At 62.0% G+C, this 13914-nt stretch carries 22 protein-coding genes; 9 read left to right on the top strand and 13 right to left on the bottom strand.

The features are described 5' to 3' along the window. Positions 1-6: 6 nt before the first annotated feature. The 5 genes from AC3WJD_RS12935 to AC3WJD_RS12915 form a co-directional block, all read right to left on the bottom strand. Entirely contained in the window at positions 7-1929 is a 1923-nt protein-coding gene (locus tag AC3WJD_RS12935) for a heme lyase CcmF/NrfE family subunit (protein ID WP_492747075.1), read from the bottom strand. Beyond that, positions 1926-2357 (bottom strand): cytochrome c maturation protein CcmE, encoded by a 432-nt coding sequence (ccmE, locus tag AC3WJD_RS12930; protein WP_492747074.1) that lies wholly within the window; start codon positions 2355-2357, stop codon positions 1926-1928. The genes AC3WJD_RS12935 and ccmE overlap by 4 nt, the downstream gene beginning before the upstream one ends. Then, on the bottom strand, positions 2354-2485 hold the full coding sequence (locus tag AC3WJD_RS12925) for a hypothetical protein (RefSeq protein ID WP_492747073.1): 132 nt from the start codon (positions 2483-2485) through the stop codon (positions 2354-2356). Before AC3WJD_RS12925 ends, ccmE begins: the two co-directional genes overlap by 4 nt. Beyond that, positions 2482-3198, bottom strand: a complete 717-nt coding sequence (ccmC, locus tag AC3WJD_RS12920) for a heme ABC transporter permease CcmC (RefSeq protein WP_492747072.1) — start codon at positions 3196-3198, stop codon at positions 2482-2484. Before ccmC ends, AC3WJD_RS12925 begins: the two co-directional genes overlap by 4 nt. 143 nt (positions 3199-3341) lie before the next feature. Beyond that, positions 3342-4391, bottom strand: a complete 1050-nt coding sequence (locus AC3WJD_RS12915) for a Glu/Leu/Phe/Val family dehydrogenase (protein WP_492747071.1) — start codon at positions 4389-4391, stop codon at positions 3342-3344. Between the two features lie 374 nt (positions 4392-4765). Between AC3WJD_RS12915 and AC3WJD_RS12910 the strand changes: the two genes are divergently transcribed. The 8 genes from AC3WJD_RS12910 to AC3WJD_RS12875 all read left to right on the top strand — a co-directional run bounded on the left by AC3WJD_RS12910 (position 4766) and on the right by AC3WJD_RS12875 (position 8443). After that, complete coding sequence (locus AC3WJD_RS12910; RefSeq protein WP_492747070.1) at positions 4766-5266, top strand: GIY-YIG nuclease family protein; 501 nt, start codon at positions 4766-4768, stop codon at positions 5264-5266. A 356-nt stretch (positions 5267-5622) separates the two neighbouring features. Then, the gene (locus tag AC3WJD_RS12905) at positions 5623-5865 is read left to right on the top strand and encodes a hypothetical protein (protein WP_492747069.1); all 243 of its coding nucleotides are present in this window, start codon (positions 5623-5625) and stop codon (positions 5863-5865) included. Next, entirely contained in the window at positions 5862-6281 is a 420-nt protein-coding gene (locus tag AC3WJD_RS12900) for a hypothetical protein (protein WP_492747068.1), read from the top strand. Before AC3WJD_RS12905 ends, AC3WJD_RS12900 begins: the two co-directional genes overlap by 4 nt. Then, positions 6271-6741, top strand: coding sequence for an XF1762 family protein (locus tag AC3WJD_RS12895; RefSeq protein WP_492747067.1), 471 nt, complete (start codon positions 6271-6273; stop codon positions 6739-6741). The genes AC3WJD_RS12900 and AC3WJD_RS12895 overlap by 11 nt, the downstream gene beginning before the upstream one ends. A gap of 259 nt (positions 6742-7000) precedes the next feature. Beyond that, positions 7001-7300: a hypothetical protein gene (locus tag AC3WJD_RS12890; RefSeq protein ID WP_492747066.1), complete on the top strand. Its 300-nt coding sequence runs from the start codon at positions 7001-7003 to the stop codon at positions 7298-7300. A 3-nt stretch (positions 7301-7303) separates the two neighbouring features. After that, positions 7304-7489 (top strand): hypothetical protein, encoded by a 186-nt coding sequence (locus tag AC3WJD_RS12885; RefSeq protein WP_492747065.1) that lies wholly within the window; start codon positions 7304-7306, stop codon positions 7487-7489. Next, positions 7486-8202, top strand: coding sequence for a hypothetical protein (locus tag AC3WJD_RS12880; protein WP_492747064.1), 717 nt, complete (start codon positions 7486-7488; stop codon positions 8200-8202). Before AC3WJD_RS12885 ends, AC3WJD_RS12880 begins: the two co-directional genes overlap by 4 nt. Next, complete coding sequence (locus tag AC3WJD_RS12875) at positions 8189-8443, top strand: hypothetical protein (protein WP_492747063.1); 255 nt, start codon at positions 8189-8191, stop codon at positions 8441-8443. Before AC3WJD_RS12880 ends, AC3WJD_RS12875 begins: the two co-directional genes overlap by 14 nt. A 423-nt stretch (positions 8444-8866) precedes the next feature. Here AC3WJD_RS12875 and AC3WJD_RS12870 read toward each other — a convergent pair whose 3' ends face one another. From AC3WJD_RS12870 to AC3WJD_RS12840, 7 genes are all read right to left on the bottom strand, one after another. Beyond that, complete coding sequence (locus AC3WJD_RS12870; protein WP_492747062.1) at positions 8867-9220, bottom strand: hypothetical protein; 354 nt, start codon at positions 9218-9220, stop codon at positions 8867-8869. Further along, on the bottom strand, positions 9217-9480 hold the full coding sequence (locus tag AC3WJD_RS12865) for a hypothetical protein (protein WP_492747061.1): 264 nt from the start codon (positions 9478-9480) through the stop codon (positions 9217-9219). The genes AC3WJD_RS12870 and AC3WJD_RS12865 overlap by 4 nt, the downstream gene beginning before the upstream one ends. Before the next feature lie 126 nt (positions 9481-9606). Then, entirely contained in the window at positions 9607-9831 is a 225-nt protein-coding gene (locus AC3WJD_RS12860) for a hypothetical protein (protein ID WP_492747060.1), read from the bottom strand. A gap of 689 nt (positions 9832-10520) precedes the next feature. Further along, positions 10521-11129, bottom strand: a complete 609-nt coding sequence (locus tag AC3WJD_RS12855; protein ID WP_492747059.1) for a glycoside hydrolase family 19 protein — start codon at positions 11127-11129, stop codon at positions 10521-10523. 20 nt (positions 11130-11149) lie between these two features. Further along, positions 11150-11278 (bottom strand): hypothetical protein, encoded by a 129-nt coding sequence (locus AC3WJD_RS12850; RefSeq protein WP_492747058.1) that lies wholly within the window; start codon positions 11276-11278, stop codon positions 11150-11152. A gap of 169 nt (positions 11279-11447) precedes the next feature. Continuing rightward, positions 11448-12680: a hypothetical protein gene (locus tag AC3WJD_RS12845; RefSeq protein ID WP_492747057.1), complete on the bottom strand. Its 1233-nt coding sequence runs from the start codon at positions 12678-12680 to the stop codon at positions 11448-11450. Positions 12681-12731: 51 nt separating this feature from the next. Then, a complete protein-coding gene (locus AC3WJD_RS12840) occupies positions 12732-12947 on the bottom strand; it encodes a hypothetical protein (RefSeq protein WP_492747056.1) in 216 nt (71 codons plus the stop codon). Positions 12948-13247: 300 nt separating this feature from the next. On the opposite strand from AC3WJD_RS12840, the gene AC3WJD_RS12835 reads away from it, so the two are divergent. Then, a complete protein-coding gene (locus AC3WJD_RS12835) occupies positions 13248-13421 on the top strand; it encodes a hypothetical protein (protein WP_492747055.1) in 174 nt (57 codons plus the stop codon). 5 nt (positions 13422-13426) lie between these two features. On the opposite strand, the gene AC3WJD_RS12830 is transcribed toward AC3WJD_RS12835, so the two are convergent. Then, a partial coding sequence (locus tag AC3WJD_RS12830) for a hypothetical protein (protein ID WP_492747054.1) occupies positions 13427-13914 on the bottom strand: 488 nt, incomplete at its 5' end.

Here is a 13914-nt window from a genome sequence, read left to right as displayed (position 1 = left end):
GTCATCCTAAGCATAAGCTCGGCGATCATAGGCTTGCCGCTCGCGCCGGACACGCCCGATCAACGAGAGCAGCCCGCCGAGCGCAATCATGCCGCCCCCGAGCCAGATCAGCGTCACGAAGGGCTTCCACCAGAGACGGAGCTGCCAACGGCCCTGCGTGTCCTCCTTGCCGATGACGGTATAGAGTTGCCCATCCATCCGCGTCGCGATTGCTGCCTCGCTCGTCTCGGTGGGCGGTGACGGGAACATCCGCGCCTGCGGCTTGAGCACGAAGGGCTGGCCGTCGCCACGCCGCACCGTGAGCGTCGCCTCGAGCGCGGTCCAGTTGGGGCCTGCGACGGGCTCGACAGTGTCGAGGCGGACGGTGAACGGCCCGACGGTCTCGGTATCGCCGATATTGGCCGCAATCAGCGTCTCCTTGGTGAAGGCGCTTTCGCTCGCCATGCCGGCGAGACTGACCGCGATGCCCAGATGCGCAATCACCATGCCCCAAGTGAAAAGCGGCGTGCGGCGCAGATTGCGCTTCCACAAAGGCGCTACGCTTGCCGCGGCGACGCCGCCCGCAAGTACGAGACCCAGCAGCGGAAAGATGCCCGTGCCCGGCGCAAGCAGCACCAGCGCGAGCAAGGCCATCGCACTGATCAGGATCGGCACCGCGATGCGGTTGAGCAGCGCCCTCGCGTCGTCGCGCCGCCAGCGCAGCAGCGGGCCGGCTGCCATCAGCGTCACCATGACCAGCGCGATCGGCCCGGCAGCGGTGTTGAAATAGGGCGGGCCGACCGACAGCTTTTCCCCCGACACCGCCTCGGCGGCGAGCGGATAGAGCGTACCGATCAGCACAATACCGAGAATAGCCGAGAGCATCAGGTTGTTGGCGACGAGCGCGCCCTCACGACTGACGAGGTCGAACTGCGAGCCTTCGCGCACCGTGCCGACGCGCAGCCCGTAGAGCGCGAGCGCACCGCCGATATAGATGACGAGCAACGCAAGGATAAAGCTGCCGCGCGTCGGATCGACCGCAAAGGCATGGACCGAGGTCAGGATGCCCGAACGAACGAGGAAGGTGCCCACCATCGACATCGAGAAGGCGACGACCGCAAGCATCACCGTCCAGGCACGCAGCCCGTCGCGCGTCGCGAGCACCGTCACCGAATGGAGCAGCGCGGTTGCGGCGAGCCAGGGCATAAGCGAGGCATTCTCCACCGGATCCCAGAACCACCAGCCGCCCCAGCCCAGCTCGTAATAGGCCCAGTAGCTGCCCGCGGTGATGCCCAGCGTCAGGAACACCCAGCTGATGAGAACCCAGGGACGCATGGCACGCGCGAAAGCGGCGCCCACATCGTGCGTCACCAGCGCGCCGACCGCGAAGGAAAAGGCGATCGAGATACCGACATAGCCGAAATAGAGCGTCGGCGGATGGAAGGCGAGGCCGGGATCCTGCAGCAGCGGATTGAGCCCCTGTCCTTCTGCCGCCGGCGGAACAAGCCGCGCGAACGGGTTCGAAGCGAACAGCAGGAAGGCGTAGAAACCCAGCCCGATAAAGGCCTGCGCGCCCAGCGTCGCCATCAATGTCGGCGTCTTCAGGCGTCGCTCGAACAGCGCAACCAGGCTGCCCGACAGCGCCAGGATCGTCACCCAGAGCAGCATCGACCCTTCATGGTTCCCCCATGCGCCCGCGAACTTGTAGAGCCAGGGCTTGGCCGAATGGCTGTTGGCGGCGACCAGCGCGACCGACATGTCCGATCTGAGGAACAGCCAGATCAGCATCGCGAATGCGGTGACGGCCAGCAGCCCCTGCACCACCGCGACGGGACGCACTGCGTCGAACAGCGTGTCACGGCTCCTGAGCCCGATCACCACCAGCGCGAACTGCAGCGCCGCGAGCGCAAAGGCGAGCCACAGCGCCGCCAGACCGGCTTCGGCGATCATTCTACCTTGCCCGTCTTGTGCATTTCGCCTTCCAGCTGGGGCGGCATGTAGCGCTCGTCATGCTTGGCGAGGATATTGTCGGCGACGAAGGTGCCGCTCGCGTCGAAGCGCCCCTCGGCCACCACGCCCGAATTTTCCTTGAACAGGTCGGGGACGATTCCCTTGAAACGGACGGGTACGCTGTCGCTGTTGTCGTGCACGACGAAACGGATCGTGACGCCATCGGGCTCGTGCACGATCGACCCGCCCGTCACCATCCCACCCAACCGGATCGCCTGCCCCGCCGGAACGCCCGCCTTTTTCGCGTCGGAAGGCGAATAGAAATAGGCCGCCTGGTCCTTGAGCGCCGACATGGCGAGCAGCGTCGCGCCGATGATCGCGACGAGCGCTGCGATGCCAAGCGTCAGCCGCTGATGCTTCGCCTTCACCGGTCGCGCCTCAGTTGTTCGGACAGCTTCTCGGCACTGCGCATGGCGGCCCAAGCCCAGACCGTAACACCCAGCGTTCCCGCAATGGTCAGCGCATAGGCTGCAATGATGAAGGGCCAATGATTCATGCCTGCGCCATCCGTTTCAGCCGCGCCTCGACGCGGATTTCGGCGAGGTTCGCGCGCATGCGCATCAACACGATCGCGCCGAAGAGCAGCGAGAAGCCGAGCGTGGTGAAGGCGAGCGGCCAGAGAATCCCGGCATCGATTGTCGAACCCTTGAGCGTGATGCTCGGCCCCTGATGGAGCGAGTTCCACCATACGACCGAACGGTTGATCACCGGAATGTTGACCGCGCCGACCAGCCCAAAGATCGCGGTCACGCGGCTCACGCCCCCCTTTTCCTCGCCCGCATTGGCGAGCGCAACATAGCCCAGATAGAGGAAGAGCAGCACGAGCATCGAGGTCATGCGCCCGTCCCATTCCCACCAGGTACCCCAGGTCGGGCGTCCCCAGATCGAGCCGGTGACAAGGCAGATCACGGTGAACAGCGCACCAGGTACCGCGATCGCGCGCGCCGCTACGCCCGAAAGCGGATGCCGCCAGACGAGCTGCATCAAACTGGCGATCGCGATTCCCGTCCAGCCGCCCATGCCCAGCCACGCCGCGGGCACATGCACGTACATGATCCGCACGCTCTCGCCCTGAAGATAATCGGGCGGCGTCAGGAACAATCCCGCTGCCATACCGATCGCAATCAGCAACGCCCCCGCCCAGCCGAGCCAGGAGGTCAGCGGTCGTGCGATTTTCAGGAAACGTGCCGGGTTGGCAAAACCGTGCATCGGGTAAGCGGTGGAACCTCAGTATGTTAAACGGTGACGCGACCCGCCGGCCCTGCCGGCGCGGCCTTGTGCCACCAACCGCCCCTCAAGGGCAAGAGATTCGGCCCGCCGGCCGCGAAATCGCTTGTACGGACGGACGAGGTTCAGCCCCGCCCGATGAGCCGCTTCGCGATCCGGTCGGCGACATCCGATGCCGGGTCGCCCGTCGCGGCGCTCTCGTCCCATACCTGATGCAAGCGCCCGGGGATGCGGTGGATGCGCGCTTCGACCTCCGCACGATCACCATGACCCAGATATTCGAGGCCGACATTGATGATGCCGCCCGCGTTGATGACATAGTCGGGCGCGTAGAGGATATCGCGCGCTTTGAGCCGCGCGCCGTCGTCATGCGTGGCAAGCTGGTTGTTCGCACCGCCCGCGATCACCGTCGTACGCAGCGCCGCAATCGACTTTTCGTTGAAGATCGCGCCGAGCGCATTGGGGCTGATGATGTCGGCCTCGATGCCGAGGATCTCGTCAGCCGCAACCGCGGTCGCCCCCAGTTCCTCGGCAAGCGCCCTGGCGCGATCCGCGTTGACATCGGCCAGCGTCAGCTTTGCGCCTTCGCCGGCGAGGAGGCGCGCGAGCCCGCCACCGACGCTGCCCACGCCCTGGATCGCGACGTGCACGCCCGTCATGTCGGTCTTGCCGAGGCCACGCTCGGCAGCAGCCTTGACACCAAGGAAGACGCCCAGCGCGGTAAACGGCCCCGGATCGCCGCCGGCGTTGCCGTGTTCGACGGGCAGGCCCGAGACATGGCGCGTGCTCTTCGCGATCTGCACCATGTCGGCATCGCTGATGCCGACATCCTCGGCGGTGACGTATTTGCCGCCGAGCGATTCAACCGCGCGGCCGAAGGCGGCGAGCAGTTCGGGCGTCTTTTCAGCGCCGGGCCCAGCCAGAATCACGCCCTTGCCGCCACCCAGCGGCAGATCGGCCATCGCGTTCTTGAAGCTCATGCCGCGCGAAAGGCGCAGCGCGTCGGTGATCGCCTTGGACTTGTCGGTGTAGGACCAGTAGCGCACGCCGCCCATGCCCGGGCCCAGATGCGTGCTGTGGACCGCCACCACCGCGGTCAGGCCCGCGGCCGGATCGCGAAAGAGGTGAATGCCCTCATGATCGTCAAAATCGGGATATTCCCACACCGAGTCCATCGTTGCTCACCTGACAAACTTAATTACCAGCGATGGCAATAATATTATCAATTCTCGATTGCGAGTCCGAATAGCGGATCCGATAGATTTTCACGCTCACGCGCAACGACGCAGCAATGCCGCTCGGAACAGTCGCGATGTCGGGATGGTTCGATCAGCCCGGCCCGCGCTGTCCGCTCCGGGAAAATGGGGCGATCGAGGGGACTTGAACCCCCGACCCCTGGTACCACAAACCACGTCCCCGGGCCAAGCGTGGCGGTTTTCCGTGGGGATTGCCCCGTCACCCTCTCCGGCTGATCCCGAGTCGTTCCGGCTTTGTCCGGTTCATCTGTTCAAACTGAACAGGGGAGCACTGGTTTTCGCGGGAGACCGGCATGGCTAAAGCGCATTACTGCCCCGACGCGGAGGCCGTCGTTTCTGACGAGCTTTATTTCGTCGAGCACCCGCACGGGCTGATCAAGATCGGACGCAGCCACAGCGCTAAGGATCGATTTGCAAACATTCAGACTTCGAACCCGTACCCAATTCGGCTGCTTGCGGCAGTACCCGGCAAGGGCTGGCAGGAGCCGGTGTGGCACTTTGCCTTTGGATGGCTCCGCGAGCATGGCGAATGGTTTCACGCTCACCCGTCTCTCAAGGACGCCATGAATGCGGCCGTCCGGGGCGAGGAATGGATAGCCGTTCTAACCCCGCCGCCACAAATCTTTCTCCGTGGCAAGCGGGATATCATTCAGGCGTGCATGGCAGAGCTAGGCGCAAGCATGCTCGACGCGGCCGCATATGTCTGGCGCGATACGGTCGCCGACGTTGAAGAGGCGCTTGAGAGTAAACTGCACTTAGTCGCCCACCTCACCGGGAGTCATCCCCATGTCTGAGACCGGTGGGAAGGTGGGGCTGTCGGAGGTCCGTAAGCGCGCCTGGGAAACTCGACGCGCGAAATATGGGCCTCGCGGACATGCCGGCAGCTACAGCCGAGGATACTTCGGCGGTGCAATGGTTGCGCTGATCGTTCGCCTGTACGCGGAAGGAACGCTGTCGGAAGGTCAGGCGGCAAGGGCGACCGGGCTCGATCGCATCACCTTGCGGAAAATGGCAGACGCCACCCCTTCCCCCTCTCAGGAGGAGGGATGATGTCCGACCGCGCCATAAACCTGCACTGCGCCCGGGTCTATCTCCGTGAGGCTGCGGCACGTCGATCCACGCAACCGGATTACGCCCGCACGCTCCTGCAATGGGCAGCGAACGCACGCCGCAGGGCACAGCAATGCAAACCGGAACAGGGGGAGTTGTTTTTATGACGGACAATCAATTGATCAGCTTCGGACGCATTATTGCAAACGCGATGGACGAGATAGCCCACGCGGCCAGCGATCTTCCAGAATGGGCGGAGGTGGAAGAGTTTTCCACGGTGATCACCCGCAGGGACACGGGTGAAGACTGGACGATCATTGTTCGGAAGGGTGCATCGGCATGACCACCAGAGAACGTCTCGTGGAGGCGGCTGCGGGTGATAAGTCACGCATCCACATATGCAGCTTCACCGATGGGCGAGACTACACCATCCGCGTCGGCGGGCGAGTATGGTTCTTCGAATGGAGCGATCGCTTCGGCCCGCTGTTCGTCGGCGCCCGTGGTCAAGAAGTGGACAATTCCCGCATTGCCACGGCAGCGTTTCGGGCTGTCTCCATTTGGAAACGGCAAGGAATGCGCACTGAACCGCTGGCCGGGAAGCTGAGAGCAATATGGGATGAGCCGCCTGCCGCGACATATGTCCGCCGGGGTCGCCTGATCGTCGATTGCATAGAGCCGGAGGGGTTCGATCCTGACTTTTCGAAAGTCACCTACGTGGATGCCTCCACCCTCAACAAGGAAAAGACCGATGCAGAGTGATGCAGCATCGGCGCGCGTCCGGCTCAAGATAGCCCCTTGCGATTTCGAGTTCGCGGCGGATTTCGTGCGCGAGCATCATCGCCACCACACGCCGCCAGTCGGGCACAAGTTCAGCTTGGCCGCCATGCTTGACGAGGAATGTGTTGGCGTCGTGATCGTCGGAAGGCCGGTGGCGCGTCGTCGTGATGATGGCCGAACGCTTGAGGTGACGCGGCTCTGCACAACTGGTCACAAGAACGCGTGCTCGTTCCTGTACGGCGCAGCTGCAAAGGCCGCCTTCGCGCTCGGGTACAGCCGGATCGGGACATACATCCTCAAGAGCGAGCCAGGCACCACGTTAAAAGCTGCGGGCTGGAAACTCATGGGTGAGACGCCGGGCAAAAGTTGGAGCGTCCCAAGCCGCCAGCGCACCGACAAGCACCCGATCGAACCGAAGCTTCTATGGGAGTCAGCAGCATGACCAATAAACCCTCCCTGCCCGTAGAGCAGGATGTCGCGGGGATAGCGCGGGGGCTGACGAAGGCGCAGCGGCGTGTCGTAAACAGGATGCCAATTGATAGTTGGAGGCGCGGCACGAATTGGGCTCCGGAGCATGAACTGTTCGAAATGACTGGTCTAGGGCTGTTAAACTTGAAGCGCCTTGGGAGGCCAGCAAGATTTCAGCTTACCCGCTGCCTCGGCCTAGCCGTCCGCGCTCACCTTCAGCAGGAGAACCCTCAGTGACCCACCCCACCACACAGGCCGAGGCGCTGGCGAAAAACATCGTCACCGAAGCGATGGACAACGCGCACGCATTCGATCCGGGCGAGGTTGTCGTTCCATATGGTGAAGCCATGCGCGCTCTGGCCGCCCTCTCCCGCCCCGCTGTCGAGGATTGGCGGGAGTTGCTGGACGCACTTGAGCCTAAATCGACGTGGGGTGAAACAGAGCGCACGCAACTGGCTTACGAAACCGGCTTTCATCACGCCATCGAAGCCATCCGCACCGCGCTCCCAACCCCACCGCAGCAGAAGGACTGAGAGATGAGCGGTCCCTGCATTTCACACAAGCTGGGCGGCATTTGTCGCGATGGTTTCCCGACCACGGCTGGATGCGTCGGCCAATCGAACAAGCCGCCGCATTGTCTCAACCCGGACTTCACGCCGCCTCACCTGATCGACGAAACCGGCCTGCCAAGACTTGCTGAATACCGGAGGATCAAGCCATGACCGACCCGATCAAACAGGCGCAGAACATGTTCTGCAACACATGCGGCTTCTATGGCCCCACAACCAAGGATGGCACGCATCTGCGACCAAAGGACGGCCAGCACTGCAATTACTCCGCCGCCCTCACCGCACAGCCGCCAGCGTCGAGCGGGGATCGGGGCGAGGATTACCCGAACAGAGACCGGCCTATGATAATCGATGGGCACGCTTGTCAGGATCGCATGAACGGACACGACATTTGTATCAGACCGAAAGGGCACGACGGTCCGCACGACCATTGGGACGAGGAAAACGTCGACATCCTTGCGCTTGAACCCGACATGGACAAAGCCATGCGCGCCGCTGTCGCAGCTTCGACCGAGCACCGCTATTACCCGGAACCCAAGGGGGAGGACGGTGAGGGGCTGGTGGGGATGCTGCGCTACCTCCGCTCGCAGCCCAACAGCAAGCGCAGCAACGATGACATTGATGATGCGATCGAGTGCGCAGAAGAGGTCATCGAAGCCCAAGAACGGGAGATAGCGCGCTTGCGGGAGGCGTTGGCCGATCACAACGAACGCCTTCGCACCGCTGTCGCTATCGCCGACCGCGAGGGCAAGGACACCAACTGGCTGGCGTTCCGTGGCCAGTGCCGCTTTACGCTCGCGGAGCATCACGACACGGTGAACGAAGCCCGAGACGCACTCAAGGAGCAAACCCATGATCGCCCATGAAGATGATATCGCAGCGAGTTTCCGGGCGCAGCTTCCCAACGACGGTGACAGCGGTACATCCTGTTTCGTTGACGCCGCAAGCCTTCGCTGTCTCATCGATCACATAAGTCGTCTTGAGACGGCGTTGGAGAATATTGCGATAGAGGCGGAAAGGCCGAACGGACATTGGGTGCACCTGAAACGCGTGATCGGCATCAACGCCCGCGCAGCCCTCCGCAGCGGCGATCATCTGGGAAAGTAGCTGCGGCGCGACCGGGAGATGCCCAATCCATACGCCGCAGCATACTACGCCCGGCGATCAACCCGGGCGACCGCTGCGCTAGTGACGCTGGCGGTTTTCAAGCCCGATGCCGAAGCAGAGCGGGATCATCGTTCGGTGTCTAATCCATAGACCCCATTTACATAGCAAAACCCACGGATTCCGCAAGCTATTTCACGCACGCCGTCAATTGAGCGCGAAGCTCCAGACCCCATGCGCGAAGGTCAAGCGCCGATGCCGAGATGATCGCCACGTCAATCTCCGCATTGCCTGTCAAGTCTGACTTTACATGCGGCGGCTCGGGAGGGATGGCCTCCGCCTTCACGCACGCTACGGGGACTGCAACCTTGAGCGGCGGCTTCCCGGCACAGCCAGCGAGCAGCACGAGGGCGATAAGGGCATACCTCACAGTTCCGCCTCCAGAACGAGTGAAGGGGTTGCGCACTGCCCTGATGGCTCGTGGGAGCGCGCGTAGGCCCTCAGCTTCTCCGCTGTAGCCCGTGCCGCCTCATTGGCCTTGCGCTGCGCCCTGAGCGCGTCCTGAGCGGCTTTCTCGCGCCTGTCCCCGTCTGCCTTCAGTTCGTCTATCGATGCCTGGCACAGTTCACGCGCGGCGGATTCGGCCGCCAGTTGGGTGCGCATCTTGTCCAGACGCTTGCCCTGCACGACATTCACCGCGATCAGGCCGGCGATCACGAGGCACAGGAAGCCAAGCCCGAGCAGCTTCCAGTTGCGGGCGGCGAATAGAAGTGCGGTCATGTCCGCGGCGCCTGCGCTTCGGCTTCAATGCTGATCAGATCCATTGCGCCCTGATGATGAATTGCGCAGATCGTGTAGAAGCGGTTACGCGCATCATCTGACGCGCTGATCTCCGTCAGGTGACGCGGGAGCCATTCCCTGTCCCCGCGCACCAGTGCGGCGAGGCTCTGCCGACACACCGGCATGATATCGCCAATTTCGGGAAGCGGGGACGCGGCAGCGGGAGCCGCAGCGAGTGCGAGCGCAAATAGCAGCTTCATTTTGGGAACCTCAGAGGCTGTAGAGAAACCGGGCAAGGGCGACCAACGCCCAGATGCAGAGCGAAAGGCCGCCGATCGTCAGCAGACCGAAGGCGAGAAGGAGCAGCTTGAGCGCGCGTTCAGAGATCATTCCGCGCTCTCCGTCTTCTGGCGGTAGTAGATCCATCCGGCAGCACCCGCGAAGATCGCAGCGCAGCCAGTGCCGACATTCAGGGGATCAAACGGAGCGCCCTTGTAGAGCGAGTAGAATACACCGCCCCAGAAGCAGATGACCGATATGAACGCGGACAGGCGGGCAATGTCGAGCGCCTTGTTGCCGCCCGTGAACAGGAGATCCTTGATCAGCTTCATTTGCTTTTTCTCGCACGTTAAATTATACAAGGTTCATGGAATTACATCGCACGCGGAAGCTTGATTCAGTCCGGTTTTCCCCGGGAGATGTCGTTGGGCAATTGACCGTTTTACGGATCGCTGGGACGAAGCATTTCAGGCGCGGGGTTGCTGTGGTGCTAGAGTGCCGGTGCACTTGCGGGCGCGTCGTCAATCGCGATCGGCAAGTGCTGATTAAGTCGCGAAACCCGTCATGCGGAGAGGGCTGCCAAAAGCCGGGGACGCGTCCGCGCGGTGTATCCCGAGAGGCGCTTTACAAGCTTTGGTGGATGATGATCGACCGATGCACCAGCCCGAAAAACAAATCATGGCCAGACTATGGGCAGCGTGGGATTGTTGTTTGTGACCGATGGCTTACGGGCGAAGGCGGGTTGACTGGCTATGAGTGCTTCAAGGTGGATATGGGAGAACGCCCGACAGATGGGCTGACAATTGAGCGACAGAACGCGGATGGCCCCTATTCTCCCGAGAATTGCGTATGGGCCACTCGAACGGCTCAAAGTCGCAATCGCCGGTCACTAAGGTTGGAGACGATTGAGGGGCGAACGCAGCCCGTATCGGCTTGGGCGGAGGAATACGGAAAGCCTTACTTTGCCGTGATCGCGAGACTGAATCGTGGCTGGCCTATTCACAAAGCGCTGACCACCCCATTACGCGCAGCGGCTTCCGGCAACTAAGGCATCCTGAAACTTCACCGCGTGCTGCGCAATATCCGCCGCACGATCCATGCCGTTGATTATGCGCCTTGCCTGCTCAAACTCATCGAATGAGGCGGGATCGTTGGCGGGCAGGAAATGCTTGAGCGTGCGTCCGGTAAACCAGCCCTCAAGCATTCCTCTCAGCATTATGTCCGCTGCGCGCTTCGGATGCATGGCAAGGTCAGGGTTGGCGACGAACGGAGCGCCAAGCTCTTCTTCTGCCTTCGCGTAGTTCACTCGGCCAGTTAGTTGTACGTACCCCCGGCCCGCGTACTTTATGCCGTCCCCCGCCCTGAGATTGCCAAGCTCCTTAGCCTTCGCCGGACGTGCGCCATTGATGTCGTACATCCGGAAAAAATACGACGGCCCGCCGTACTCGCGGATCGGCTGCATCGTCCCCGCTGTCTCGTGATAGGCGGTCGCGAGGGCGTAAGCGGTATAGGCAAGCGGTTGCCCCTCGAACGTGTCGAGAATGGCGTCGCAGCCGTCAACCTCACCCTGCGAAAGCGTAGGGCCAAGGATGGACGACCGCATAACCGCGTAGAAGGCGGCACGGTCCATGTTTCACCTGTCTGTTGGAGCTAGACCCACCACTCCTTGGCGGGCTTCATCGTCTTCACGCATTGCGGGAGAATTTCGGGCTCGCGAACAGCACTCGCCCATGCAGCGGCGCACAGCACGCCGAGGACGAAGCCGACGAAGTACCTCATTGCTTCAGCGTCGCCTTCAGGCTCCCCCGCTCCCCGTAATCGAGGTAGAGAGTGCCCGGATCAGACCCGAACCATGTGATGTATTCGAGGGGGCCTTTGCCCTGTGCGTCAGCCCACGTTAGAAATTTAGCGGGAAGTTCCTCACGGGTTTGGACGCCTTGAGTCCAGCTCATGCGGCAAACGCGCGCATGACAGGCGGCACGTAATGCGTCTTGTCGTTGGCAAGGATGATGTCGCGAACCTTCTCAATCGGCAGCCTGAAGCGATCCAGTTCACCATATGTCCGCGAGCGCATCACAAGGCTCATTGCCTGCTTTGACCGCCACCCGCCGTCGTTGGCGTACTTGTCGCGCGGCGCGAGGTTGTTCCAGCTTTCGTAGACCGCGCCGGTCAGTTCTTTGCGCTGCGAATGGTGGACGTGACCACCGTCGATATAGCGGAAGGAGCTTTCGCCCCAATCCAGCGCGAAGTCTTCCGCCATGATCTTCGCGAGGTTTTCTGGCCTGCACTTGTCGCCGTGATGGATGAGCACGAACGACTTGCCCATGCGGTAGCCAATGAAGGGGCTGGCGTTGTTCAGGACATTGACCCGCCCCGTGCTGCCGTAGACCGCCTCAACAAGCGCCGCGATCCAGATATCATTCGATCGGCTGTGGTTGCCTTGGTTGGCGATGTAATCGACCGTGCGGGTCTTGGTCAGCGCGCGCTCGACGATGAAGCGGGTGATCCGGATATAGGCGCGGATCATCTTCCAATAGCGGGTGTCGAAGTCCACGCTGTGCTTGCTGGCTTCAGTCAGCGCCGCAAACGTTTCATAGTGTGTGCCGTCGCCAAGGTCGTTGATGACCATGCGCTCGCAATTGGGCGCGCGGTCGATCAAGTGGGCAGCGGCGGCGCATATCTCTTTCTCGGCTATCGAGATGTCAAAGTTCGCGCCGGTCTCTGCCTCGCTGGCAAGCATCCCGATATGAGCGTCCCCGATTTGCAGCCACGGCACGATATCGGTTTCATCGGCAACGGGCGCGGGGCCGATGTTAAGCGTGATCGGATCGGATCGGATTCCCTCGATCGCTTCCGATACGCGCTCGTAATACTGCGCTTTCAGGGGCTCGGTAATGAGCCAACCACCAGCGGGATTGCCGTCCTTGTCGAAGCGCGCGGAATGCCGCTTGACGACGAAGCCGGCGGGCGCGGCGCCATCCATGTTGGAGGCTTCCGGCGCATACCCCTGTAGCGCCGCCTTCTTCTTGACGGCTTTGTGGATGGCGGAAACCGCGCCGACGTTCAGGCCAAGCGCCAGAGCGGCGGCTTTTGCGCTGCCTAGCTCGTCAAGCTTCTCCAATGCGAGGCGTTGTTTTTCCGTACAATATTCGTACAGCTTCGGGTCAACATGATGTGACACGACGCCTCCTGTCTTCAATGTCGGGGTGTAAGGTGACGCGTTACGCTACTGTCACTCGTCCTTGGAACGGTATCCGTGCACGAAGCGGTCGATCAGCCTCACCAGATACCAGGCTGCCGTCAGGATCAGCACGAGGCAGGTCAGGATCGGAGCAAGCTGTTGCGCGAACTGTGACAAGGCCCCGGTCCAATAAGCTATGAGGGTGACGAAGCTTGACCCGCCAGCGAGCGCGTCGGTTGCGTGCTTGTTCATGCTATCGAGCGTCATGCTGGAGCCTGCATGTTGTTTCCTTTGAGGGGGTTGCGGGCGCTTCGATTGTGAGGCATGGATGCGCCGTGGGGGGAGAGGCTACACGCATGGATAAGTGGATTTACGCGAATCAGCGCCAGTTCGCGGGCGGACTGGTGTCGCTGAACGTCGTGCTGTTCGTTACGCTGCTCATAGTTGCGTCATGACAAGCAATCGGGACCGGGCGCGCAAGCAGTTGCTGCTGTCTCTCATTATCGGGCTGATCGTGTTGGCGCCGCTGCTCGCCCTGTTTTTCACGAACATGAACCGAGGACTGAAATGAAGACAGCACTCGCCATTGCCGGCGTCGTATCGCTCGCCGGAATCAGCTATCTCACCACCTTTCTGGTGATTCCCGTCGCGGCGCTTTGCGCCATGGTCGGGTATAGCCACGGCTACAGGGACGGCCTCAACGAGGTTGACCGCCACGTCCAGCGCACAAGGCCGATCTAGCCAGCTCACGCGGTCGTCCCGTCCACGATAATTCCCTCGACCGCGAGGGCAGTGAGCAGGGAAGCAAGCGCCGCGTTACCCCCGCGCGAACCGGTGACAGTCTGGATTGCCGCTGCGCGCTGGATCATGCGCTTCACCCCGCCCGAAGTACGCAGATAGAGGTTGCCGTCAGCGCTATCGACGAATTGAAGCTGTGACCCCGCTGCGGGCGAACCGGGATCACCATTGCCGGTCTGCAGGAACAAGCGCTGGATGTTCAGGATCGCGAAGCCGTTGGCGTCAATATTTTCCTGCGCTGGCGTCTGCAGGAAGTTTCGCGCGCCGCCTGCGGTGGTGTTGCCGGTAAACCTGCCCGTCGATGTGTTGTAGTTGACCGCGCCAACATCGCCCGCTGATGCCGTGTTATAGGGGATGATGAGATGGCCCTTGCCCATGCGCGGGGCAGTCGCGCCGGACTGAAAGACATCGAACTTGTTGTTCGGATAGGTCGCAA

Source organism: Sphingobium sp. FW306-1B-F04DB, from assembly GCF_058781925.1.
Note: the sequence above shows the minus strand (reverse complement) of the source record. Positions and strands in the feature narration are given on the sequence as shown.